Source organism: Pseudomonas sp. S35 (assembly GCF_009866765.1).
Lineage (GTDB): Bacteria > Pseudomonadota > Gammaproteobacteria > Pseudomonadales > Pseudomonadaceae > Aquipseudomonas.
In genome coordinates this window covers 5,370,495-5,392,382 of sequence record NZ_CP019431.1, presented here as the reverse complement: position 1 = coordinate 5,392,382, position 21,888 = coordinate 5,370,495, and the positions used below count along the sequence as shown (strand labels likewise).

Annotated in this window: 20 protein-coding genes and 1 tRNA gene; 14 read left to right on the top strand and 7 right to left on the bottom strand. The window is 51.1% G+C overall.

From position 1 onward, the window contains the following. Nucleotides 1-21: 21 nt before the first annotated feature. The 4 genes from PspS35_RS24225 to PspS35_RS24210 all read left to right on the top strand — a co-directional run bounded on the left by PspS35_RS24225 (nucleotide 22) and on the right by PspS35_RS24210 (nucleotide 5,705). Nucleotides 22-1,527 (top strand): hypothetical protein, encoded by a 1,506-nt coding sequence (locus tag PspS35_RS24225; RefSeq protein ID WP_159937092.1) that lies wholly within the window; start codon nucleotides 22-24, stop codon nucleotides 1,525-1,527. A 64-nt stretch (nucleotides 1,528-1,591) separates the two neighbouring features. Further along, nucleotides 1,592-3,928 carry a hypothetical protein gene (locus tag PspS35_RS24220; RefSeq protein WP_159937091.1) on the top strand — a complete coding sequence of 779 codons (2,337 nt, stop codon included), beginning with the start codon at nucleotides 1,592-1,594 and terminating at the stop codon, nucleotides 3,926-3,928. Between the two features lie 118 nt (nucleotides 3,929-4,046). Beyond that, nucleotides 4,047-4,616, top strand: a complete 570-nt coding sequence (locus PspS35_RS24215; RefSeq protein ID WP_238785930.1) for a hypothetical protein — start codon at nucleotides 4,047-4,049, stop codon at nucleotides 4,614-4,616. 615 nt (nucleotides 4,617-5,231) lie between these two features. Beyond that, nucleotides 5,232-5,705 (top strand): hypothetical protein, encoded by a 474-nt coding sequence (locus PspS35_RS24210; protein WP_097191535.1) that lies wholly within the window; start codon nucleotides 5,232-5,234, stop codon nucleotides 5,703-5,705. Between the two features lie 267 nt (nucleotides 5,706-5,972). Here PspS35_RS24210 and PspS35_RS24205 read toward each other — a convergent pair whose 3' ends face one another. From PspS35_RS24205 to PspS35_RS24190, 4 genes are all read right to left on the bottom strand, one after another. Continuing rightward, on the bottom strand, nucleotides 5,973-6,431 hold the full coding sequence (locus PspS35_RS24205) for a hypothetical protein (RefSeq protein WP_097191534.1): 459 nt from the start codon (nucleotides 6,429-6,431) through the stop codon (nucleotides 5,973-5,975). Between the two features lie 27 nt (nucleotides 6,432-6,458). Then, complete coding sequence (locus tag PspS35_RS24200; RefSeq protein ID WP_159937089.1) at nucleotides 6,459-7,436, bottom strand: AAA family ATPase; 978 nt, start codon at nucleotides 7,434-7,436, stop codon at nucleotides 6,459-6,461. 304 nt (nucleotides 7,437-7,740) lie between these two features. After that, nucleotides 7,741-7,905, bottom strand: coding sequence for a hypothetical protein (locus PspS35_RS24195; protein ID WP_159937088.1), 165 nt, complete (start codon nucleotides 7,903-7,905; stop codon nucleotides 7,741-7,743). Further along, on the bottom strand, nucleotides 7,902-9,104 hold the full coding sequence (locus PspS35_RS24190) for a zincin-like metallopeptidase domain-containing protein (protein ID WP_159937087.1): 1,203 nt from the start codon (nucleotides 9,102-9,104) through the stop codon (nucleotides 7,902-7,904). Before PspS35_RS24190 ends, PspS35_RS24195 begins: the two co-directional genes overlap by 4 nt. Nucleotides 9,105-9,316: 212 nt before the next feature. Between PspS35_RS24190 and istA the strand changes: the two genes are divergently transcribed. Continuing rightward, nucleotides 9,317-10,816 (top strand): IS21-like element ISPpu27 family transposase, encoded by a 1,500-nt coding sequence (istA, locus tag PspS35_RS24185; RefSeq protein ID WP_159935364.1) that lies wholly within the window; start codon nucleotides 9,317-9,319, stop codon nucleotides 10,814-10,816. After that, nucleotides 10,809-11,612: an IS21-like element helper ATPase IstB gene (istB, locus tag PspS35_RS24180; protein WP_010466203.1), complete on the top strand. Its 804-nt coding sequence runs from the start codon at nucleotides 10,809-10,811 to the stop codon at nucleotides 11,610-11,612. Before istA ends, istB begins: the two co-directional genes overlap by 8 nt. A 158-nt stretch (nucleotides 11,613-11,770) precedes the next feature. Here the strand turns inward: istB and PspS35_RS24175 are convergent, their stop codons facing one another. Together PspS35_RS24175 and PspS35_RS24170 are read right to left on the bottom strand one after the other, a co-directional pair. Then, the gene (locus PspS35_RS24175) at nucleotides 11,771-12,562 is read right to left on the bottom strand and encodes a GIY-YIG nuclease family protein (RefSeq protein ID WP_159937086.1); all 792 of its coding nucleotides are present in this window, start codon (nucleotides 12,560-12,562) and stop codon (nucleotides 11,771-11,773) included. Nucleotides 12,563-12,880: 318 nt separating this feature from the next. Beyond that, a tRNA-Leu gene (locus PspS35_RS24170) sits at nucleotides 12,881-12,965 on the bottom strand. Nucleotides 12,966-13,073: 108 nt separating this feature from the next. On the opposite strand from PspS35_RS24170, the gene queA reads away from it, so the two are divergent. The 6 genes from queA to PspS35_RS24140 all read left to right on the top strand — a co-directional run bounded on the left by queA (nucleotide 13,074) and on the right by PspS35_RS24140 (nucleotide 19,148). Beyond that, on the top strand, nucleotides 13,074-14,123 hold the full coding sequence (queA, locus tag PspS35_RS24165) for a tRNA preQ1(34) S-adenosylmethionine ribosyltransferase-isomerase QueA (protein WP_159937085.1): 1,050 nt from the start codon (nucleotides 13,074-13,076) through the stop codon (nucleotides 14,121-14,123). 5 nt (nucleotides 14,124-14,128) lie between these two features. Further along, nucleotides 14,129-15,244 carry a tRNA guanosine(34) transglycosylase Tgt gene (tgt, locus tag PspS35_RS24160; RefSeq protein WP_003175976.1) on the top strand — a complete coding sequence of 372 codons (1,116 nt, stop codon included), beginning with the start codon at nucleotides 14,129-14,131 and terminating at the stop codon, nucleotides 15,242-15,244. A 43-nt stretch (nucleotides 15,245-15,287) separates the two neighbouring features. After that, on the top strand, nucleotides 15,288-15,626 hold the full coding sequence (yajC, locus tag PspS35_RS24155) for a preprotein translocase subunit YajC (RefSeq protein WP_003175975.1): 339 nt from the start codon (nucleotides 15,288-15,290) through the stop codon (nucleotides 15,624-15,626). Nucleotides 15,627-15,688: 62 nt separating this feature from the next. Then, nucleotides 15,689-17,557, top strand: coding sequence for a protein translocase subunit SecD (gene secD, locus PspS35_RS24150; RefSeq protein ID WP_159937084.1), 1,869 nt, complete (start codon nucleotides 15,689-15,691; stop codon nucleotides 17,555-17,557). 9 nt (nucleotides 17,558-17,566) lie between these two features. Further along, nucleotides 17,567-18,481, top strand: a complete 915-nt coding sequence (secF, locus tag PspS35_RS24145) for a protein translocase subunit SecF (protein WP_159937083.1) — start codon at nucleotides 17,567-17,569, stop codon at nucleotides 18,479-18,481. A gap of 124 nt (nucleotides 18,482-18,605) precedes the next feature. Then, entirely contained in the window at nucleotides 18,606-19,148 is a 543-nt protein-coding gene (locus PspS35_RS24140) for a glycine zipper 2TM domain-containing protein (protein WP_032890678.1), read from the top strand. Nucleotides 19,149-19,290: 142 nt separating this feature from the next. Here the strand turns inward: PspS35_RS24140 and suhB are convergent, their stop codons facing one another. Further along, the gene (gene suhB, locus PspS35_RS24135) at nucleotides 19,291-20,106 is read right to left on the bottom strand and encodes an inositol-phosphate phosphatase (protein WP_003175971.1); all 816 of its coding nucleotides are present in this window, start codon (nucleotides 20,104-20,106) and stop codon (nucleotides 19,291-19,293) included. Between the two features lie 145 nt (nucleotides 20,107-20,251). Between suhB and trmJ the strand changes: the two genes are divergently transcribed. Both trmJ and cysE read left to right on the top strand, forming a co-directional pair. Further along, nucleotides 20,252-21,022 (top strand): tRNA (cytosine(32)/uridine(32)-2'-O)-methyltransferase TrmJ, encoded by a 771-nt coding sequence (trmJ, locus tag PspS35_RS24130; protein ID WP_159937082.1) that lies wholly within the window; start codon nucleotides 20,252-20,254, stop codon nucleotides 21,020-21,022. 2 nt (nucleotides 21,023-21,024) lie between these two features. Next, nucleotides 21,025-21,807 carry a serine O-acetyltransferase gene (gene cysE, locus PspS35_RS24125; protein ID WP_159937081.1) on the top strand — a complete coding sequence of 261 codons (783 nt, stop codon included), beginning with the start codon at nucleotides 21,025-21,027 and terminating at the stop codon, nucleotides 21,805-21,807. Nucleotides 21,808-21,888: the final 81 nt, after the last annotated feature.

Below are 21,888 nucleotides of genomic sequence, written 5' to 3'. Positions count from 1 at the left end.
TTTCAGGTCAAGGATGAATTAATGTACCACTATTATAAGCCACTTCGTAACTTCTCAAAAAAACTAGACTTGAATACTTCACTGGTTCAGGTCTGGGAGATTTTTCAAAACATCGTCAACGATAAGCCTCTGCCTTACGAGTTCCACGTATTAGGTAACGGAAGCCCATCTGTAAAAGGTAAGGCGTTTCCATGGGAGCTAGATATTTTAGTAAAAGAGATAATCTTGCATGCAGGTACAGTATGCGATAAAAACCTATTTGTAATTCCTGACTTTGTTTGCGCTTTTAATTTGGTAAAAAATATACCAGATACGCTAATTGGTATGAGGCCGCAAGAGCGTATCATGCGTGAGATGTCGCGCATTTACAGTCAGCAAAGTACCTGGAAGACTGGGAAGGACTTGCAGACCCTAGCAAGATACCTAAGAATCTATTCCTATCCTGATCTGCATGAAGTTTTGCTGAAAGCGACGGGCATGTCGATAAAGCACCATATGCTAATGGGGGCGGCGATTACAGGACACTTACTTGGCAGCTATTGGTATAGTCCACTGCAATCGTTTGAGGCATTCGGCATTTCAAACCAAATGCGGGATTCTTTTTGGAATAGGGTGTCGAGTAACGTCAACGATCTGCGTGAGGCTGTTAGGAAGGAGCAAAAATACGATGATGACTGGGCATATACATTTAACCCGCTTATGGAAAAGCCATTCATTAGAGGTTTGACGAGAGATCCTAACATGGCTGTGTGCCCGATACCTTCGTACCTTCTTCAGCGAATAACAGAAGGTTTATTTTTTGATATTAAAAATGTAAAAGGTTTCGGTAACTCATACGGAGCTGCATTTGAGAGTTATGTGAAAGGGATAACAGAGCAGCTAAATGAGGGTGGTTTCTTCACCGTTATTGAGGGTAGTGAGTATAAAGTTGGGAAAGACAAAAAGCATGGCGTAGACCTTATTCTTGAGAGTTCTAATACCGCTATATTAATAGAATGCAAGACTAAGAAAATGGTTTGGGACGCCAGGTATGGCTATGGTGAAAAAAGTCTAATTTCCGAAATCGAGAAGTTGGCTATGTTTGTGGTTCAAAACTATAAAAATTTGGTGGATGTTGTTAGTGGGAATACGAGCTGGAAATACCTAGGTCGCCATTTGTATCCGATGGTCGTTACCCTAGGAGACTTTTTGATGATGGACCCAGTGATAATTGCAAGGTTCGAAACTGAAATTCTAGATAAGCTTGCTATCGAAGGGCTTCCCCCTGAAATTCAGTCCGAATACCCTTATCTAGTGGTTTCGATTGATGAGTATGAAAAGCTCATACAGGTTCTAGACATTGTTGGGTTTGATGAGTTTTTTGATAAATTTAAAGCAAGTGAAAATAGGGGCTGGGCAGTAACCAAATTTCTCCATGAGGTTTATTCTGCCGAAATCTTAAACTGTTCTAATGATTATCTACGCCAAGATTTGCTCGATTTAAAGACGGATCAAATATTCTACGAAAAAGATATACCCATAAATTAAAGTCTGTGCAAATTTAAAATGGAGGCTTGCAAATGTTATAATTAAGGAAATGAATACTAAATAGATGAACTTCACAAGAAATATTTTTCTACTGCTTTTGTTGTTTTCTTCCTCCATCTCACAAGCGCAAGCAAACACATTAGAAGAAGCACAGCAGGCAGATTGTTACTACGCAACGAGTGACATGGTAGGGAAATGCGCTGGGCATGCGGCTAAAAATGATTTTGCCTTTAGCGCAGCCGCTAAAATGCTAACCCCGCAATCGGTCATGATAGCTCGATTGATCTTGTCACCTTACTACGGTGACCTATCAATCGTTGCTGATAAATCAAAAGAAGGTGAAGCAATACAGGCTATCGTGAAAGGTGCCGTGGACGTAATTGGTATATTTGCCTTTCTAATTGTTGGTCTTGCGGTTCTTTATAATATTTACAAGACCGCCTCTGACGCTAGCGTTGTAGCAAATCAAAATAAAGCCCTTCTGATTTTTTGTTGGATAGCAGCAATAGTCCTCGTGGGATATGGATGGATAATACAGACCATTTTAGCGGCTGCGATAATCTGTTTTGTACTGACAATACAGGCAGGGATATTTTTGTTTGGTATTTTATTTGACTCGTCGGTAAAGGATGAATCTGCATTTACAACAAGAGGAAATATCGCTGCCGAGCTTTATTATAATAATGTCATATTGAATGCTATTCAAATGTCCGCTGAAGACATTTCGCTTCGTAGAAAGCTTCTGGTGAAGCATAACCTAATTAAAGATGTGAACACGGGTAGGTTCAAATTCGTCGAGACTGCTTTCTCTCGTTGCCTTGAACAGCCCGCACCACAAACCGTCTACGATGGTGAGGCTTTACTGGTTGGTGAGATAGTGAAGACCAAACATTGTATGAAAGAGGGTCTACAGATAAACGTATATTCACCTGGGATCATCAAGTCTTCTCAGTCTGAAATCGTAAAGATGGCAAACATTAGGTTGTTTGATGGTGCTTATGAAGAGGCCAGGAAAAACCTAATTTACATGTGTAATACCGGCCTAGATAAGGGCGAGAATCGTCAAACCTACGCTGAAAGTGAGCTATTACTAAACGACTGTCTAGACATAAAGGTGGACGGATCTGTTGCTGACAAGGATACGTTTGTTCATGAATATAGGGAAAGCGTGACTGCTGACCAGTTACGTGAAAACCGTGATCAACTGGTTGGCATTGTCAAAGACACTGTAGACACAGTGGTTAGAGAATTGTTGGATAAAACGGAAAAAGAGAAAATTCGTTCTGATTTGTTTTCAATGTTCATATCATTGATGCACGTTAACAGCTTCCAAAAGAAAATCCATGATGCGGTAGACGCAGAATATAAAGGCTTTGTGGTTACTGTGGATCAAAAGCTGAATGCGGCTGATTCATCTGCTGCATTGAATGAAAACGATGCTGGCAATAGTAGAAGTAATTTATTGAGTGATTCTGAAAATGTGAAGCTCTTCGACATTAAGAAATCGATTTATGACGTGTACCTGACTGGCGGCAATAACGATTTATCAGGTTTAACGTTAGGGACCATTCAAAAACTCTTAAACATGATGACAGCAAAGTATTATGAAAATATTGGTTTTCAGTTCAAGTCATGTTTTAAAACCGGTGCGAATTGCTATTCTCCAGTTTTGAACGCACCAGCAGCGCTGTTCAGTAACTCAGCTGAATACACACAAATGTCACTGTCGATTTACTACGGTGCAGAAGTGTTAAGAAACGGAATTCTGACATTCAATAAGAACGAAAGATATTTGACTAATACCCTTTCTGGTATCTCCAAGATCTCAATGTTTATGTATTTGTTCTTTATGGGTAGCCAGATCTTGTTCGGAATTCTTCCGATCATCTATCTGATGGGTGAATTAGGAACTCTTTTTGCTGGTATTGTGGGCATCACAATTATTCTTTGCGTAAGAATTCTCAAGGCAATAATGCCAGGGAAAAGTGAAGATCATGCTTTTGATGTGTTCAAAAATATTCTTCTGCAGCACGCTTGGATTTGTTTGCACGGTCCTATGACGATTGTCTTGTTTGTTGTGGGCATTGTTCTGATTTCAAATATACTCGTAATAGTCAATGAGGTGGTCTACCATTTATCTTCTATCTTTATGGCGGGCGGTACAGGGATTATCTTTGATGTTATAAGAATGCTCGTGATGTTGTTCTTACATCACATAATAAGTATCGTAATGTTTGTCGTATTCTTGAGGCAGGTGAAATCCATCAACGTTTCATTCAAGGAATTGCTAGTGGCAAAAGACATTGTTGAAGATAAGAGAATGGGTGAGAAAGGCTTTGAGAAAGTTAAAGGCGCAAACGAGAAATTCACAGGCTCATTAAAATTGCAGAGTTTTAAATAAGGAATTTGTTATAAGGGTATAGGAGTTTATTGCAAAGGGGTTGATGCGTTTGTCGCTTAACTCTTTTCTTTTTATTTGCAAATGCTATAATTTGGATAACTTGAAGAAGGTGAGCTACATGAAGAAGGAAAAGATTAGGTTAAATTTCTTACAGAGATTTATAATTATATACGCAGGCATCTCAACGTTACCCATTGGGAATGTTCTCGTACAAGGTACGTCAAATGTTAATACTGCGTATTATGATGCTCACCTGATTCTCTTTCATGTCGCGCCATTCATTTTTGGATTGATTACGTTGCCAGTTTTTTATTTAATCAATCAGATTGATTACAAACCAAACTTTTTCAGTCCTGATGTTTACGATAAGCGAATCAAAGCGTTCAAGTTGATAATGAATATCCTGGTATGGGTTTTCATCTACAGGGCATCCATGGTCATGTTGTTCGGGGTGCCATTTTGGAGCTTTGCGGGGGAAACGGCAGTTGTGAAGTTTTTCCTCCATGAATTGTATTACGTCGATCTTACACAGATTCAAATGAGCTTTAAGAGAAGTGATCCTTCAGCAATGTTCGGCTCTATGTTTGCGTTTACAATAATTTGGCCGATTACTCTCCTGGTTGGAATGTTCACTTTGGTGCTGATGAAAAATAGAAACTTACGCAATGACAATAGAAGAACTGCATGAATACAAATGTTGGGATATGAAAAGGCCACTCTTCAGTGGCTTTTTTATTGGGGATGATTTTTCGAGGTGCATTACGGCTTTGCCGTAGAGGGGAGATTTATCTGGTTTTGTACGTTGGTAATTTATTGAGAGCGCTCAATGGTAGGGAAGTACAGTAAAAATCTAACAAAGCATTTATAGGCGGTTTAGGCAGAATCAAAACTTGTTCATTGGGGGTAATCAAATTTTGGCTAGGCAATATTAATCGGGCTTGGTTAGGTAAAATCAATTCATGTGAGTTGTTCATAATGGCAATGGTTTGTTTAGTCTAATTATACCATTCTGGTTATGCCTTATTTGCCATTAGCGAAAGTATTCATAATTATTTATTAAGTGTTTATTAGGTGGATATGAATTACTTCATAAGTGTTTACGAAATACTTATTAAGTGGTTCTTAAATCATTGGTTTTTACGGGTTGGATACGGGTTGGATACGGCTTGGTGAGGCTTCCGCACACGTCCTGTGTTGAAATTGGCAGGGCAATGCCTCGCAAAAAAGACCAGAATTCAACACAGAGCGCCTATGCTTGAGCGCTAATAGGCGGTTTCCACGGTTGAAAAGGAGAGGGTGGGTGATGAAGGAGTCGTACAAGCTGTTGGTGACACTCAACAAAAACGAGCTTCGCCCTTTGCTTGATGAGAAGAAGATCCTGCTATCTAGTTTGTACAGTCAGGCAATAGCGCACTGCATTGACCACGCGACCAAGCACCGTGACTACACGCTATTCGTAGCTTTGGTTGAGGTCTTCGATACCCGCGACTACAAATTATTCGTGTCAGGTTGGGTTTGTGAACGGCTTGGGTTGTTGAGCAAGATGGGACCGAACGGAGCTGTCTTTGCTCGTAGTGGGAATCCGCCGAACGAGCGCATGAGCTGGAAGGTAAGTCTTGAAGAGTTCGCAGCAAGGAAATTCAAGATTGCTTTGCCCGTGAAAAAGCTAGTCCACGACACCAAGCCGGTCGAGAAGGGTAGGAAGAGCCCCAAGAAAATAGACATGCTTGATTCCTGGGCGCGGCTACCTGGGAGTTACGGTAGCGGTAAACGCTAAAATCTGTTTCTGATGCATTTATGAAGTAGATGTGAAACCCCTATGAGGCTCTTCATAAGCATTGAGCAAATGGCTATGAGCTGGTTCTGAGCTGTTGAAGAAACGCATGTGAAATGGTTCATAAGGATTTATTAACCACGTCAGAACTGTTTCATAAGTGTTTATGAAGTGCTTATGATGTAGATCAGATCCAGTTCAGATCGGTGATTATGAACGTCCATGCGAAAAAAAGCCCCGGTTAAGGGGCTTGGGTTTTTTGAGTCTCTATCAGTCGATGGTGCGTCTGAATTCAGCGTCTACGTCATCCAGGTAGGATTTCAGAACAGGGTCTGTCAGAGCCTTCAAGCGCAGAATGCACATGCGCTCAACGTCAACGCTGACTGAACTGCTCACGTACCCTTTGCCATAGCGCTTGTTGTTGGTGATGGACTCGAAAGCCTTGATAGCGCTATCGGTCTTGTCTGTGAACGCAAAGCTGCGAACGCTCAATTTGTTGCCTTCTGGCAGGGCTTTGTGTTCCTTCAAAGCTTGGTCGATTTTGAAAGCCAAGACCTTTTGATCGTGGATAGCTTTTTCAGCGGCTGCTTGCTCGATCTCTGCTTGAATCTGTTCTGGTGATTTTGGAGCTGTCTCTACCAAAGTGATTTCAGATTCTGGTGGTGTAGTAGGTGCTTCCGCTCTTTTAGCTTCTGCACGGGCTTTTGCTGCTTGTAAGTCAAATGTCATGATTGTTATCTACTTTTAGTTTGTGAGTTAGTTTGTGATTGATTCGGTTTGGGCAGTGGCGACCACTGATATTTCATCAATGGCTTCAAGAATCGCTTTCACCACAAGATTGAATTCAGCTTGGGCAATTTTGGCCGATTCAGTCGTGGCGTTATAAATGGTCTGCCCTTTGTTGAATTGGTTAGGGTATATCGAGCGAAAAATCAAAGGTGCTTCCAACGGCTTCTGGTGTTCACCAAACGCATCACCGAATGCCCTAATGTCTGCATCAATTTGGTTCTTACGGTCGATTTCCTTCAAGGCTTTACGTTCTGCATTACGGGCAAGTCTTGCTGCAGTCGTGGATGTATCCGTCAAGGTGAGGTTAGCGCTGACCTCTTTGGAGTTTGCCTTGATGCGTGCTGGATCGAAAGCCAACAGAGAGCGTATCTTTGTGGTGAATTTTCCGCCTAGGCTCACAGCGTCGTATTTCAAATCCTCAATGATTCCCGACACGGTAACAGCAGTCACTGCGTTCTGCGTGTCGCCCTTGTAAGGTGTAATCACCAAATCACTGAAGCTGATGAGCCTTTTAATTTCCTTGATTGGATTGTTTTTCGAGTCTAGAACCTTGGCTGGAACATCTACAATAATAAAGTCGAAGTGAGCGTAGTCACGTTTGATCACATCAAATTGTGCGTCCAGCTCATAAAGGCTGCGGGCAATAACGATAGGACGGTTTTCAAGTGCGAATTCATCGTACTCAAGTTGATCCAGCAAGGACTGGTTTATAGCTCTACCTTTATTTTTAAGAAATTCCACCTTGGCTTTGTTTTTGATAATGCGTTTTTCTGTTACTTCTTTGTTCTGCTCGATGTGCATTTGAATAGCTGGAACGCCATCAGTGTCGATAATCAGCGTGCGATAACCTTGAAGCGACAAGGAGTGGCTGAGATTTGAAATGGTCGTGGTTTTAGTAATGCTTTTATGACTGATTAAGGCCAAGATTTTAGCTGGTTGGTTCATGATTAAAGTCCTTTAGTTTTGATTTGTTTTTAAAATAATAACATTTGAAAAATGAAAACAAGCCTTTAGTGTGAAATATTTCATAAATAGTTATGAAATACTTATGAGGTGCTTCATAAGTGTTTATGAAGTGCTTAATAACGTGGTGGATCATGAATTAATTTTTGGCTTCAGTAAAATGATTGATCGCTGGTTTTTAGACTGAAGGGATATCAAAACCTTTCATTTACTGATTTGCGGATATCAAAACCAAAAAAAACAGGAATCTCTTCCTGTTTATTTTCTAAGATCACATTTTATTTTCTTAGTAAATCCTTTCTGGCGGAATTTCTTTATACGGTTCATTTGTGGATTCCTCCACAAAGCATTCCTCCGTAAGCATTCCTTGCTCGTAAAGATCTATCAGCTCTACGTCTCCATCGATTAGATCTTCAAAAGCTTGTTTTCTGGTTTTCTCGAAATTATTCATATTTTCAATGTCCTCTTTTTTTGTTGTATGGGTGTGGCAGTCTCTACCTGGATGTCGTGGCTGCTGATGGTCGGCGGCTTCACCTGTGGCGTGGAATCCACTTCAGAGCGAGATAGGCGCTGTTTGATGAAGTCAGAGACGGGTAGGGTGGGGTCGAGTTCGTACTTTGCTTTAAGGTCATTCTCAAGCTTGTAGATGATCTCGTTCGCTGTGCGGTCTGCGTCTGCGGCAGCTTTGAATACCTGGTCAGGTTTGTCCCTCAAGCCTTTGAGAGCCCAACCCACATCGTAGGTCTGGTGGTTCTTGAAAAAGGATTCGTCTAATTGATCGCGCATGCCATCGGTGATGTTGAAGTTCAGGTGCTTAATCACAGCTTGCGCTGACAGATTGGCTACCAACTCTTCATAGGCCCTGTGTTCATCACTCTGAGCATATTTTGCAAGGCTTTCACGGTTCTTGCGGCTGGGTACTCCGTATGAGTGACTGACCTCATGCAATAGAGTGGATAGCTCGTGTAGGTCGCTCTTGAAGTAGCCAGACGGGGCCATGTAGATGGTGTCTTCACTTGGTGAGAAGTAATTGCTGTGTTCCGCCCCTGCGTGCCTTTTGAGCGGTGTGGGCATGGTATCTATTACGGACTGTATGACTGTCTGTACTTCTGCTGGTGTAGGGATCTTGGCGCGTTGCGCCATCTGCGCTTTTATCTTGTCGGGTAGTTCGCCTGTAAATTGCTGCAGGTTGAAGACAGGGGATAGCTTTGAAGCACGTCTATAGATGGCTTTGCCTTCCGCATTGTCCTGGTCATCGTTACCTCCAGCACCTGGCTTTTCACCGTCCTTGACGAACCCTATCTGCATGCCAAAGTGGTGAACAACGAAGTCAGCCTTTTCCCCTTTGTTGGACAGGCCAGCGTCAAACCCTTGCTTCGCCGTCATGTAGTAGGGCAGTTCAAAGCCTTTCTCTTTGCCAAGCATCGAAAGCAGCATCGAGTTTTCGAGGTTGTAGACTGTTCCTGATATCGGGTTCAGGTATCGGATTTTGAAGCACGGCGAATTCCACACCGGCACGTCTGGATTTTCTGCCTGGAGCATTGCGTGGATGCTATCGACCTTATCCGCAAGGAATCCCTCGAGCTTCTCTTTACTGTTGTCGATGTACTCCTTTTTTTCTTTGTATGATTTTCGTTTAGCTACTGCCATTTAATTTCTGGTTGTTATATGACAGATTTTACCATTTTATTTTTAGAAGGCATTCGCTACGCGAAATAAAGACTGGGACACCGTATTGAGGCAAACTTGTTGCCGCTGACCGAAAACTGACCCAGTAAAGGCTGTTCTGCCGACTGAAAACTGACCCAGGTGTTCAACTGCTTCTGCTCACTTTTCGAGCAGGAGAACACAGGGTGATCAGCATGGAAATGTTGGGAAAAATCCGGCGGATGTACTTCCGCGACAAGCTCTCGCTGCATCAGATAGCCAAGCGTACCGGACTGTCGAGAAACACCATTCGAAAATGGGTCAGAGCACCCGAAGCCACCCAGCCGGCGTACCAACGGTGCGCAACCTTCAACAAACTCAGTCCATTTCACGAGACGCTGGAGCAGGCGCTCAAGGCCGATTCGTTTCGGGCAAAGCACAACCGCAGGAGTGCCAAAGCACTCTTCGAGCAGATCAAGGCCGAGGGCTACGACGGCGGCTACAGCCAGCTCACCGCCTTCATACGCGCGTGGCGCGGCGAGCAAGGCAAGTCTTTTCGGGCCTTTGTGCCGCTGACCTTTGCACTCGGGGAGGCCTTTCAATTCGACTGGAGCGAAGAAGGTCTGCTGATCGGCGGCCTGTTCCGACGCATCCAGGTCTCCCATATGAAGCTGTGCGCCAGTCGCGCATTTTGGTTGGTTGCGTATCCCAGCCAAGGCCACGAGATGTTGTTCGATGCCCATACCCGCTCGTTTGGCGCGTTAGGTGGGGTGCCGCGTCGCGGCATCTACGACAATATGAAAACGGCTGTCGACAAGGTCAACAAAGGCAAAGGCCGCACAGTCAATGCCCGGTTTGCCGTCATGTGTGCCCACTACCTATTCGATCCGGACTTCTGCAACGTGGCCTCCGGCTGGGAAAAAGGCATCGTTGAAAAGAACGTTCAAGACAGCCGACGGCGCATCTGGCTCGATGCTCAAAACTGCATGTTCCATACCTTCGAGGAATTGAATGCCTGGCTCGGCCAACGCTGCCGTGCGCTCTGGGACGAACTGGTGCACCCGCAGTACAACGGGCTGACAGTGGCGGACGTCCTGGAGCTAGAACGCGCCGAATTGATGCCGATGCCGACTGCCTTTGATGGCTACGTCGAGCGCACCGTACGGGTCTCCAGCACCTGCCTGATCAGCGTGGCGCGAAATCGCTACTCGGTGCCGTGTGAGCGGGTCGGCCAGTGGGTCAGCAGCCGTTTGTATCCCACACGGGTGGTGGTCATCGCCGATGAAACGATGATTGCCAGTCACGAGCGCCTGTTTGATCGAGATCAGGTCAGTTTTGACTGGCAGCATTACATCCCGCTCATCGAACGCAAGCCCGGTGCGCTGCGCAATGGCGCTCCGTTTGCCGATCTGCCGAAGCCGTTGCAACTGCTAAAACGCGGTCTGAGGCGGCACACCAATGGTGATCGAGTCATGACTCAAGTACTGGCGGCTGTTCCCATCGCCGGGCTCGACGCCGTATTGGTGGCTGTGGAGTTGGTACTTGAATCCGGCAGCTTGAGTGCTGACCACATCCTGAATGTCCTGGCTCGACTGACATCGACAGCAGCCCCTCCGTCTGCCGAAACCAGCCTTCAACTCAAGATAGCGCCTGTCGCCAATACGGCACGCTACGACCGGCTCCGTACCACCGATGAGGAGACTCGCAATGCGTGATCTTATGGCGGAACTCAAAGAACTGCGTCTGCATGGCATGGCCAGCGCCTGGGAAGAACTAGCCTCGCAAGGAGAAGCTTCGACGGCATCCTCGAAATGGCTGCTCGAACATCTGCTTCAACAAGAACATGCAGATCGAGCGGTGCGCTCAGTGAATCATCAGATGAACATGGCCAAACTGCCCATGCATCGTGATTTGGCCGGCTTCGACTTCAGCGCTTCCAGCGCAGATGCCCGCCTGATCAGGGATCTGTCCAACCTGGAGTTCACCGATACCGCGCAGAATGTCGTGTTCATCGGCGGGCCTGGAACAGGCAAAACACACCTCGCCACCGCCTTGGCCGTTTCCGGGATCACGACGCATCACAAACGCGTGCGCTTCTACTCCACGGTGGATCTGGTCAATCTGCTGGAGCGCGAAAAGTACGACGGCAAGACGGGCCGCATCGCTCAAGGGCTGCTACGAACAGACCTGGTGATACTCGATGAACTGGGGTATTTGCCCTTCAGCCAGAGCGGTGGTGCCCTGTTATTTCATTTGCTGTCCAAGCTGTACGAGCACACCAGCGTGGTGATCACCACCAACCTCAGCTTCTCGGAATGGTCGAGCGTGTTTGGTGACGCCAAGATGACAACGGCGTTGCTGGATCGGCTGACACACCACTGCCACATCGTCGAAACGGGCAACGAGTCCTACCGCCTGCAACACAGCAGCTTGGTCGCCCAGACCAAGATCAAATCACGTGAACGAAAGCGCAAAGACAATGATGGTGCCGAGGACGATGAGCTGTTTTGATCCGCACCGAAAATACCCTGCCGCATGCCCAAATGCGGTGGGGCTTTAATGCCTCTTCCACCGGGACACGACTGCTAAGCTTATCCACAATTGCTGATGCCAAAATCAGCAATCCGCCCTGGGTCAATTTTCAATCGGCAGGGTGGGTCAGTTTTCATTCAGCGCCGACAGCAGTGAATCTCCTTTTCCTTCATTTCTTCAGTGCCAGTATGCTTATCGGCAATTTCTAAGATGCTGAATCTGAAACTTTCAGAAAACGTCTCACCACGTTTCAGATGAAGGTCACGTATGCGGGTGTTACCGCCATGCCCATTCTTTGAGTAAGTCACCCAACGATCCCACAAGCCACCTGTGCCTGTGGCAGAGCCTACATATAGCTGGTGTTCACCCTCGGTGCGGTCGGATATTAGGTAAACGCCTGCAACACTGCTCAAAGCAGTCTGCCACGACACAATCCCTTCCCTGGCGATGATTTTCAATTCTTGAAAGCTAATGTTCACATCCTTGAAGCCGGGGAATCCCCCCACGGTCATTTTCCTTTCTAGGATTTCAGACAGCTTCATCGTGGGCATGCATGTCTTGAGGTACAGGTAGTTGGCCCTTGGTTTTTTGTACTCAAGGACCAATCTCCCCGCCAGCTCTTCGAACTCTGGCACACGGCGGTATTCGTAAACGTAATCACGATTGACCTTGCCTTGGCGTACCTCTTTCACCTTCAACGAATCGTAGATCCCAGCTAGGAGCCAGTTCTTGGACTCTGGAATCTCAACAAGGCCGATGACGTATCGGCACTCGAAATTCTTCCTCGACTGCCACGACTGCCACTCATCAAAGTCCCCAGCCAGGTACACGTCCATTGGGTGTTCGATCCCGTTGTGCTGTGCCAAATGGATCTTGGTGTTATCGGGTGTGAGGGTAGGCAAGAGGCTGGTCAGGAGCTGCATGAGCATATTGGTAGAAATCCTCGGACGATTCGAGAATCTAGCATTTGATGCATTCCGCTGCGCGGGAAGATGTGCCTTCAGGGGTTGCTAGGAGTGGAAGCTCTGGAAAAGCAGAAAAGGCGTTTTCAGCCTGATAATTTTGAGGGGAGGGGCATGGACCAGAGGAACCCTTGCAGGCTGTGGCTTTGAGCGATTTTTGAGCAATAAAAAACCCGGCGCGTAGGCCGGGTTCTTTGATTTGGAAGTTCCAAAAACACTTCCAAATATCACTTCCAAAACTTTAAAACCGTAAGCTGGTAAGTGCTTGATTTTAAAGGAAAATCTTGGTGCCCCGAGGGAGACTCGAACTCCCACTCCTTTCGAAAACGGATTTTGAATCCGCCGCGTCTACCAATTCCGCCATCAGGGCTCAATGGCGGCGAAGTATAGAGATGAGATTACCGTTGGTCAATCACGTTTCATGGTCTATTTTCACTATTTCCGCTAGACTTCCCGGCCCTGCTAGACGAACCCCATCATGCGCGTTGCTGACTTTACTTTTGAACTGCCTGATTCGCTGATCGCTCGCCACCCTTTGGCCGAGCGTCGCGCCAGCCGACTGCTGACCCTTGACGGGGTCAGCGGTGCCCTCGCACACCGTCAATTCACTGATTTGCTTGAGCATTTACGCCCAGGCGATTTGATGGTGTTCAACAATACCCGGGTGATTCCGGCGCGGTTGTTCGGCCAGAAAGCCTCCGGCGGTAAGCTGGAAATCCTGGTGGAGCGGGTGCTGGACAGCCATCGTGTGTTGGCCCATGTGCGTTCCAGCAAGTCGCCGAAACCGGGGTCGAGCATCTTGATCGATGGCGGTGGCGAAGCCGAGATGGTCGCGCGCCATGACGCGCTGTTCGAGCTCAAGTTCGCCGAAGAGGTGTTGCCGCTGTTGGAGCGCGTCGGCCATATGCCGTTGCCCCCCTATATAGACCGCCCCGACGAAGACTCGGACCGCGAGCGCTATCAGACGGTGTACTCCCAGCGCCTCGGTGCTGTGGCGGCGCCAACTGCCGGGCTGCATTTCGACCAGTTGCTGCTGGATGCGATTGCCGCCAAGGGCGTCGAGACCGCCTATGTGACCCTGCACGTGGGGGCCGGCACGTTTCAGCCGGTACGTGTGGATAACATCGAAGATCACCATATGCACAGCGAATGGCTGGAAGTCAGTCAGGAAGTCGTGGACGCAGTGGCTGCGTGCAAGGCGCGCGGCGGGCGGGTGGTGGCGGTGGGTACCACCAGCGTGCGCTCCCTGGAAAGTGCTGCCCAGGACGGCGTGCTCAAGCCGTTCAGTGGCGACACCGATATCTTTATTTTCCCAGGCCGGCCATTCCATGTGGTCGATTGCCTAGTGACCAACTTCCATTTGCCGGAATCCACGCTATTGATGCTGGTGTCGGCATTTGCCGGTTATCCCGAAACCATGGCCGCCTACCAGGCTGCCATCGACAATGGATACCGTTTTTTCAGCTACGGTGATGCGATGTTTATCACCCGTAACCCGGCGCCACGCGGCCCAGAGGAAACCTTATGAGTCGTATGTCGTTTGAATTGTTGGCCACCGACGGTAAAGCCCGACGTGGTCGCCTGACCTTTCCACGCGGCACCGTAGAGACCCCGGCGTTCATGCCGGTTGGCACCTACGGCACCGTCAAGGGCATGTTGCCCCGTGACATCGTCGCCACCGGCGCCGAAATCATCCTCGGCAACACCTTCCACCTATGGCTGCGCCCGGGTACGGAAGTGATCAAGAAGCATGGCGACCTGCATGACTTCATGAAGTGGCAAGGCCCGATCCTCACCGACTCAGGTGGCTTCCAAGTGTTCAGCCTGGGCGCCATGCGCAAGATCAAGGAAGAGGGCGTGACCTTCGCCTCGCCAGTGGACGGATCCAAGGTGTTCATGGGGCCGGAAGAGTCCATGCAGGTGCAGCGTGACCTGGGCTCCGACATCGTGATGATTTTTGACGAGTGCACACCGTACCCAGCCGATGAGGACGTTGCCCGTATTTCCATGGAGCTGTCGTTGCGTTGGGCCCAGCGCTCGAAGAATGCCCATGGCGACAACACTGCAGCGCTGTTCGGCATCGTCCAAGGCGGTATGCATGAAAGCCTGCGCAAACGCTCGCTTGAGGGCCTCGATAAAATCGGCTTTGATGGTTTGGCCATCGGCGGTTTGTCGGTAGGCGAGCCCAAGCACGAAATGATCAAGGTGCTGGATTACCTGCCGGGCCTGATGCCGGCTGACAAACCTCGTTACCTTATGGGCGTTGGCAAACCGGAAGATCTCGTAGAGGGTGTGCGCCGCGGTGTGGACATGTTCGATTGCGTGATGCCAACCCGTAATGCCCGCAATGGGCATCTGTTCATCGATACTGGCGTGCTGAAGATCCGTAACGCGTTCCATCGCCATGATGATTCGCCGCTCGATCCCACGTGTGATTGCTACACCTGCCAGAACTTCTCCCGTGCTTATCTGCACCATCTGGACAAATGCGGGGAAATGCTGGGTAGCATGTTGAATACCATCCACAATTTGCGTCACTACCAAGTCCTGATGGCTGGTTTGCGCGAGGCTATTCAACAGGGTACATTGGCCGCCTTCGTCGATGCCTTCTATGCCAAGCGCGGGCTCCCTGTGCCGCCCTTGGACTGAGTTTTCCGACCCTAAGATTCACTATTTGCAACTGGAGTGCTAAATGAGCTTTTTTATCTCTAACGCCATGGCTGACGCCGCTGCGCCTGCTGCTGCCGGCCCTATGGGCGGTGGTTTCGAGTGGATTTTCCTGGTCGGCTTCCTGGTCATCTTCTACCTGATGATCTGGCGCCCACAGGCCAAGCGCGCCAAAGAGCAGAAAAACCTGCTGGGCAGCCTGCAGAAAGGTGACGAAGTTGTGACCACTGGCGGCATCGCCGGCAAGATCACCAAGGTTTCCGACGCTTTCGTGGTTCTGGAAGTATCCGACACCGTAGAAATGAAGTTCCAGAAGGGCGCCATCGCCGCCACGCTGCCAAAAGGCACGCTCAAAGCGATCTAAGTAACAACCTTTACCAATCGACGGGGCGCGCAAGGCGCCCCGCGTTATAAGCGGGCGGCGTGATGCTGAACAAATACCCTCTGTGGAAATACGTACTGATCCTGGCGGTGCTGGCGATCGGTTTTATTTATTCCGCTCCCAATCTTTATCCTGATGACCCGGCGATCCAGATCACTGGCGCCAGCACTTCGCTGCAGGTCAATCAGGCTGATCTGGAACGCGCGAGCAAAGCGCTCACTGATGCGGGTATCCAGGTCAAAGCGGCAACATTGGCAGCTGGTGCGAAGGGCGGCTTGTTGCGCCTGACCAAGCAAGAAGACCAATTGCCGGCCAAGGATGTTGTGCGCAAGGCGATGGGTGACGACTACGTTGTCGCGCTCAACCTGGCACAGACCACGCCACAATGGCTGCGCAGCATTGGCGCGCACCCGATGAAGCTGGGTCTGGACTTGTCCGGTGGTGTTCACTTCCTGCTGGAAGTCGACATGGACAAAGCCCTCGACGCACGCCTGAAAGTCTACGAAGGCGACGTGAAGAGCTTGCTGCGTAAAGAGAAGCTGCGCTATCGCAGCCTGCCGCAGCTCAACGGTGCTATCCAGTTGGGCTTCTCTGATGAAGCTTCCCGCGAACAAGCCCGTGCGCTGATCCGCAAGAACTTCAACGATTTCGACATCGTACCGGCCGACCTGAATGGCCAGGCTGTACTGCGTCTGGCCATGAGCCCGGCCAAGATCGCGGAAATCCGCGAATACTCCATCAAGCAGAACTTGACCACGGTACGTAACCGCGTCAACGAGCTGGGTGTGGCTGAGCCGATCGTGCAGCGCCAGGGCGCCAACCGCATCGTGGTTGAGTTGCCAGGCGTACAGGACACCGCTGAAGCCAAGCGTATCCTGGGTAAAACCGCCAACCTGGAATTCCGCCTTGCAGCTGAACCAGGTGCTTCGCGTGCGACGTCCGAGGAATTCGAATTTCGTGAAGGCAACCGTCCTCCCGCGCAGATCGAGCGTGGCTTGATCATCACCGGTGACCAGGTGACTGATGCCAAGGCCGGTTTCGGCGAGCACGGTACGCCTGAAGTGAACATCCGCCTGGATGGTCACGGCGGCGAGCTGATGAGCCGCGCCACGCGCAGCAACGTCGGCCGCAGCATGGCGGTGATCTTCATCGAGCAACGCCCTGTCACTACCTACACCAAGCAAATGGTCAACGGCGTCGAGAAAGACGTGCCGGTGCAGACCTTCAAGGAAGAGAAGAAGATCATCAGCCTGGCGACTATTCAGTCGCCGCTGGGTGCTCAATTCCGTATCACTGGCCTGAACGGCCAGGGTGAATCCTCGGAGCTGGCCCTGCTGCTGCGTGCCGGTGGCCTCGCGGCCCCGATGTACTTCGCTGAAGAGCGCACCATCGGCCCAAGCCTGGGTGCGGACAACATCACCAAGGGTGTGGATGCTGCACTGTGGGGCATGCTGTTCGTGTCGCTGTTCATCATTGCCATCTACCGCTTCTTCGGCGTTATCGCCACAGTAGCCTTGGCGGGCAACATGGTGATGTTGCTGGCCTTGATGTCGCTGCTGGGTGCTACGCTGACCCTGCCGGGTATCGCCGGTATCGTACTCACTATGGGTATGGCGGTGGATGCCAACGTGCTGATCTTCTCGCGGATTCGTGAAGAGATCGCCGCCGGCATGACCGTACAGCGCGCAATCAACGAAGGCTTCGGCCGGGCATTTACCGCGATTCTCGACTCCAACCTGACCACGTTGCTGGTCGGCGGGATTCTCTTTGCCATGGGCACCGGCCCGGTCAAAGGCTTTGCGGTGACCATGTCCCTCGGTATCTTTACCTCGATGTTCACGGCCATCATGGTGACCCGCGCAATGGTCAACCTGATCTTTGGCGGGCGTGACTTCAAGAAGTTGTGGATTTAAGGGGCTGCCATGTTACGTACAATCAACTTCATGGGCGTTCGCAACATTGCGTTCGGCGCCACAGTGCTCCTTACCGTTCTGGCGTTGTTCAGCTGGTTCCATAAGGGCCTGAACTACGGTCTGGACTTCACTGGCGGTACGCTCATCGAGCTGACCTACGAGAAGCCGGCCGACGTTACCCTGGTGCGCAACGAGCTGGTCAAGGCTGGCTATCACGAAGCCATCGTGCAGAGCTTCGGTGCGACTACCGACCTGCTGGTGCGCATGCCAGGCGAAGACCCACAGCTGGGTCATCAGGTAGCCGAGGCCTTGCAGAAGGTCGGCGGCGACAACCCTGCGTCGGTCAAGCGTGTCGAGTTCGTCGGCCCGCAAGTCGGTGAAGAGCTGCGCGACCAGGGCGGCCTCGGCATGCTGATGGCGCTGGTCGGCATCATGATCTACCTGGCGTTCCGCTTTCAGTGGAAGTTCGGTGTCGGCGCCATTGTGTCGCTGATCCACGACGTGATCGTGACCGTGGGCATCCTGGCCTACTTCCAGATCACCTTCGACCTGACCGTACTGGCTGCCGTGCTGGCGATCATTGGCTACTCCCTCAACGACACCATCGTGGTATTCGACCGGGTTCGCGAGAACTTCCGCGTGCTGCGCAAGGCGACGTTGATCGAGAACATCAATATCTCCACGACCCAGACACTGCTGCGGACCATGGCGACATCGATCTCTACCTTGCTGGCGATCGCGGCATTGATGATCTTCGGTGGCGACAACCTGTGGGGCTTCTCCCTGGCGCTGTTTATCGGCGTTCTGGCGGGTACCTACTCGTCGATCTACATCGCGAACGTGGTGCTGATCTGGCTGAACCTCAACAGTGAAGATTTGATCCCTCCTGCCGCGACTGGCAAGGAGGTCGACGACCGTCCTTGATGGGCGTTTGTTGATCTGCTGTTACAAGAAAGGCGCGAGTATTGAACTCGCGCCTTTTTTTTTGCTCCAAGGCTGGGTATAGCGCGGATCTTCCGATCCGTTTGTGATGGTCAGGAGGTTCAACGTGAACAAGTCGTTACTGGTTGGTGCGGTATTGGGTGCTGTCGGTGTGACTGCCGGGGGTGCTGTTGCCACCTACAGCCTGGTAAAAAGCGGCCCTGAGTATGCGCAAGTGCTGGCAGTGCAGCCGGTAAAAACCCAGATCAAGACGCCTCGCGAAGTCTGCAAGGACGTCGCAGTGACCCGGCAGCGCCCGGTGCAGGATCAGCATCAAATCGCCGGTACCGTGGTAGGTGCCCTGGCGGGTGGCTTGCTGGGTAACCAGATTGGTGGCGGTAACGGCAAGAAACTGGCCACTGTCGCCGGTGCAGTCGGCGGTGGTTATGCCGGTAACAAGGTTCAGGAAGGCATGCAGAACCGCGATACCTACACCACCACGCAAACCCGTTGCAACACCGTCAACGACATCAGCGACAAGGTAGTCGGCTATGACGTGCGTTACACCCTGGACGGCAAGGAAGGCTCGGTGCGTATGGACCGTGATCCAGGCGGCCAGATTCCGGTCGATAAGGAAGGGCGTCTCGTCCTGGGCCAGAACCAGCAGTAAACCAGAGCCTGCTTCAGTTAAAAATGTGGGAGGGGCAAGCCGCCTCCCATATTTGATTTTTGGTGCGGCTGGCATTTAGCCTCACGCCAAATCCCAGGCATAAAAAAAGCACCCCGAAGGGTGCTTTTTTTTGCTCGCTCGCTTAGCGCTTCAGTGAAGCTGGCAGGTGCGGCTGGATCGCCGTCAGCACTGCCTTGAAGCACTTGGTGTTGCCAGCGACCACGTGGCCTTTTTCCAGGAAGTCATGACCGCCAGTGAAATCGCTCACCAGGCCGCCGGCCTCTTGGATCAGCAGGGCACCCGCTGCCATGTCCCACTCGGACAGGCCCGACTCCCAGAACGCATCAAAACGACCGGCAGCGACATAAGCCAGGTCCAGGCTGGCAGCGCCGGCGCGACGGATGCCAGCGGTCTGGCCAACCAGGGCGCGGAACATGCCCAGGTAGTTTTCCAGGTTGTCCATTTGGTCGTCACGGAACGGGAAGCCAGTGCCCAGCAGGGCGCCGTCCAGGCTGGTACGACCGCTGACGCGCAGGCGGCGACCGTTCAGTTGGGCGCCACGGCCACGGCTGGCGGTGAATTCTTCCTGGCGAACCGGGTCGAGGACAACGGCGTGTTCCAGGCGGCCACGGTATTTGCAGGCGATGCTCACTGCAAAGTGTGGGATGCCGCGCAGGAAGTTGGTGGTGCCATCCAGTGGGTCGATGATCCACAGGTAGTCTTCGCCTTCGCCGCTGCCTTTGTGCAGGCCGGTTTCTTCGCCGAGAATGCCGTGGGTAGGGTAGGCCTTGCGCAGCGCGTCGATGATTTTCTGCTCGGCGGCGCGGTCCACCTCGGATACGTAATCCTTGGCGTCTTTTTCGTCGACCTTGATGGTATCCAGGCGCTCGATGGAGCGGAAGATCAATTCACTGGCGCTGCGGGCGGCGCGCAGCGCGATATTCAGCATGGGCTGCATGGATGTGTCACCTAAGGTTGTTAAAGAAAGCCGAGCATTCTAGCAGAAACTTTCTTCAGGTGAAGGGCGACGTTAGCTTTCATGGCATAACCTTAGGCGGTTCTGTAAGATTTGCTCCCCTTTCCCGTGTCCGAGAGCGCCTCCCGTGCTGCAAAACATTCGTGTCGTCTTGGTCAATACCAGTCATCCCGGCAATATCGGCGGGGTGGCGCGAGCCATGAAAAACATGGGGCTGACGCGCCTGGTGCTGGTCGAACCGCGCGTGTTCCCGCACCACGAGGCCGATGCCCGTGCGTCCGGTGCTAATGACATCCTGGAAAAAGCCCAGGTCGTCGCCACGCTGGAAGATGCCTTGGTCGGCTGTAACCTGGTGCTCGGCACCAGCGCCCGTGACCGTCGTATCCCTTGGCCGCTGCTTGATCCGCGTGAATGCGGCAGCAAAGTGGTGCAGGAGGCCGCCGGTGGTGCTGAGATCGCCCTGGTGTTTGGTCGTGAAGACTCCGGCCTCACCAATGAAGAGCTGCAGCGATGTCACTACCACGTGCACATACCTTCAGACCCTGAGTTCAGTTCGCTGAACCTTGGGGCGGCAGTGCAGGTGTTGAGCTATGAAGTGCGCATGGCCTGGCTGGCCGCAGAAGGCCAGCCGAGCAAGGTGGAGAAGGATGAGGTTGCATCGACCAAAAGTGGCGAATTGGCCACGATGGACGAGCTTGAACGGTTCTATGAGCACCTGGAGCAAACCCTGGTGGCCATCGAATTCCTCGATCCGGAAAAACCACGGCACTTGATGGCGCGTCTGCGTCGTTTGTACGGACGTAGCTCGGTCAGTCGGGCGGAAATGAATATATTGCGTGGCATCCTCACGGAAACCCAGAAAGCGGCCCGTGGCGAGCTTCTTAAGCGGAAGGATTAAAAATGTTCGAGCGTTTGCGAGAAGATATCCAAAGTGTTTTCCATCGTGACCCGGCGGCGCGCAACGCCTTTGAAGTGCTGACCTGCTACCCGGGCATGCATGCGATCTGGATTCATCGTTTGTCTGGGGCGTTGTGGGGGATGGGCTGGAAGTGGCTGGCGCGGCTGGTGTCGAACTTTGGTCGCTGGATGACCGGGATCGAGATTCATCCGGGGGCCAAGGTGGGGCGTCGTTTTTTTATCGACCATGGCATGGGTATTGTCATTGGCGAGACGGCGGAAATCGGCGATGACGTGACGCTGTACCAGGGTGTAACACTGGGCGGCACCAGTTGGAACAAGGGCAAGCGCCATCCAACCCTGGAAAATGGCGTGGTGGTAGGGGCGGGCGCCAAGGTGCTCGGCCCGTTCACGGTCGGCGCCGGCGCCAAGGTCGGTTCCAATGCGGTAGTGACCAAGGCGGTGCCGCCAGGCGCTACCGTGGTCGGCATTCCGGGCCGCATCATCGTCAAGCCGCAAGTCGGTGACGAACAGGAAGCCAAGCGCAAGGCCATGGCTGAGAAAATCGGCTTCGATGCCTACGGTGTCAGCGAAGACATGCCCGACCCGGTCGCGCGTGCCATCGGCCAGTTGCTTGACCACCTGCAAGCGGTGGACGGCAAGCTGGACGGTATGTGCGGCGCACTGAAAGAGTTGGGCAGCAGCTACTGTGCGAAAGATCTGCCTGAGCTGCGCGAAGAGGACTTCGCCGAGATCAAGGACGAAGCTGCAACCAAGGCCGGCTGAAGGTCGCGCAGTCATTGCAAAACTAATGTGGGAGCAAGCCCCCTCCCACATTTTAATCTCCATTGGTCTTACATATCCTGC

What these genes read in the sequence shown, in the direction of transcription:
- PspS35_RS24225 (WP_159937092.1), top strand. Translation starts at nt 22, where the DNA reads ATGTACCACTATTATAAGCCACTTCGTAACTTCTCAAAAAAACTAGAC.
- PspS35_RS24220 (WP_159937091.1), top strand. Translation starts at nt 1,592, where the DNA reads ATGAACTTCACAAGAAATATTTTTCTACTGCTTTTGTTGTTTTCTTCC.
- PspS35_RS24215 (WP_238785930.1), top strand. Translation starts at nt 4,047, where the DNA reads ATGAAGAAGGAAAAGATTAGGTTAAATTTCTTACAGAGATTTATAATT.
- PspS35_RS24210 (WP_097191535.1), top strand. Translation starts at nt 5,232, where the DNA reads ATGAAGGAGTCGTACAAGCTGTTGGTGACACTCAACAAAAACGAGCTT.
- PspS35_RS24205 (WP_097191534.1), bottom strand. Translation starts at nt 6,431, where the DNA reads ATGACATTTGACTTACAAGCAGCAAAAGCCCGTGCAGAAGCTAAAAGA.
- PspS35_RS24200 (WP_159937089.1), bottom strand. Translation starts at nt 7,436, where the DNA reads ATGAACCAACCAGCTAAAATCTTGGCCTTAATCAGTCATAAAAGCATT.
- PspS35_RS24195 (WP_159937088.1), bottom strand. Translation starts at nt 7,905, where the DNA reads ATGAATAATTTCGAGAAAACCAGAAAACAAGCTTTTGAAGATCTAATC.
- PspS35_RS24190 (WP_159937087.1), bottom strand. Translation starts at nt 9,104, where the DNA reads ATGGCAGTAGCTAAACGAAAATCATACAAAGAAAAAAAGGAGTACATC.
- istA (WP_159935364.1), top strand. Translation starts at nt 9,317, where the DNA reads ATGGAAATGTTGGGAAAAATCCGGCGGATGTACTTCCGCGACAAGCTC.
- istB (WP_010466203.1), top strand. Translation starts at nt 10,809, where the DNA reads ATGCGTGATCTTATGGCGGAACTCAAAGAACTGCGTCTGCATGGCATG.
- PspS35_RS24175 (WP_159937086.1), bottom strand. Translation starts at nt 12,562, where the DNA reads ATGCTCATGCAGCTCCTGACCAGCCTCTTGCCTACCCTCACACCCGAT.
- queA (WP_159937085.1), top strand. Translation starts at nt 13,074, where the DNA reads ATGCGCGTTGCTGACTTTACTTTTGAACTGCCTGATTCGCTGATCGCT.
- tgt (WP_003175976.1), top strand. Translation starts at nt 14,129, where the DNA reads ATGTCGTTTGAATTGTTGGCCACCGACGGTAAAGCCCGACGTGGTCGC.
- yajC (WP_003175975.1), top strand. Translation starts at nt 15,288, where the DNA reads ATGAGCTTTTTTATCTCTAACGCCATGGCTGACGCCGCTGCGCCTGCT.
- secD (WP_159937084.1), top strand. Translation starts at nt 15,689, where the DNA reads ATGCTGAACAAATACCCTCTGTGGAAATACGTACTGATCCTGGCGGTG.
- secF (WP_159937083.1), top strand. Translation starts at nt 17,567, where the DNA reads ATGTTACGTACAATCAACTTCATGGGCGTTCGCAACATTGCGTTCGGC.
- suhB (WP_003175971.1), bottom strand. Translation starts at nt 20,106, where the DNA reads ATGCAGCCCATGCTGAATATCGCGCTGCGCGCCGCCCGCAGCGCCAGT.
- cysE (WP_159937081.1), top strand. Translation starts at nt 21,025, where the DNA reads ATGTTCGAGCGTTTGCGAGAAGATATCCAAAGTGTTTTCCATCGTGAC.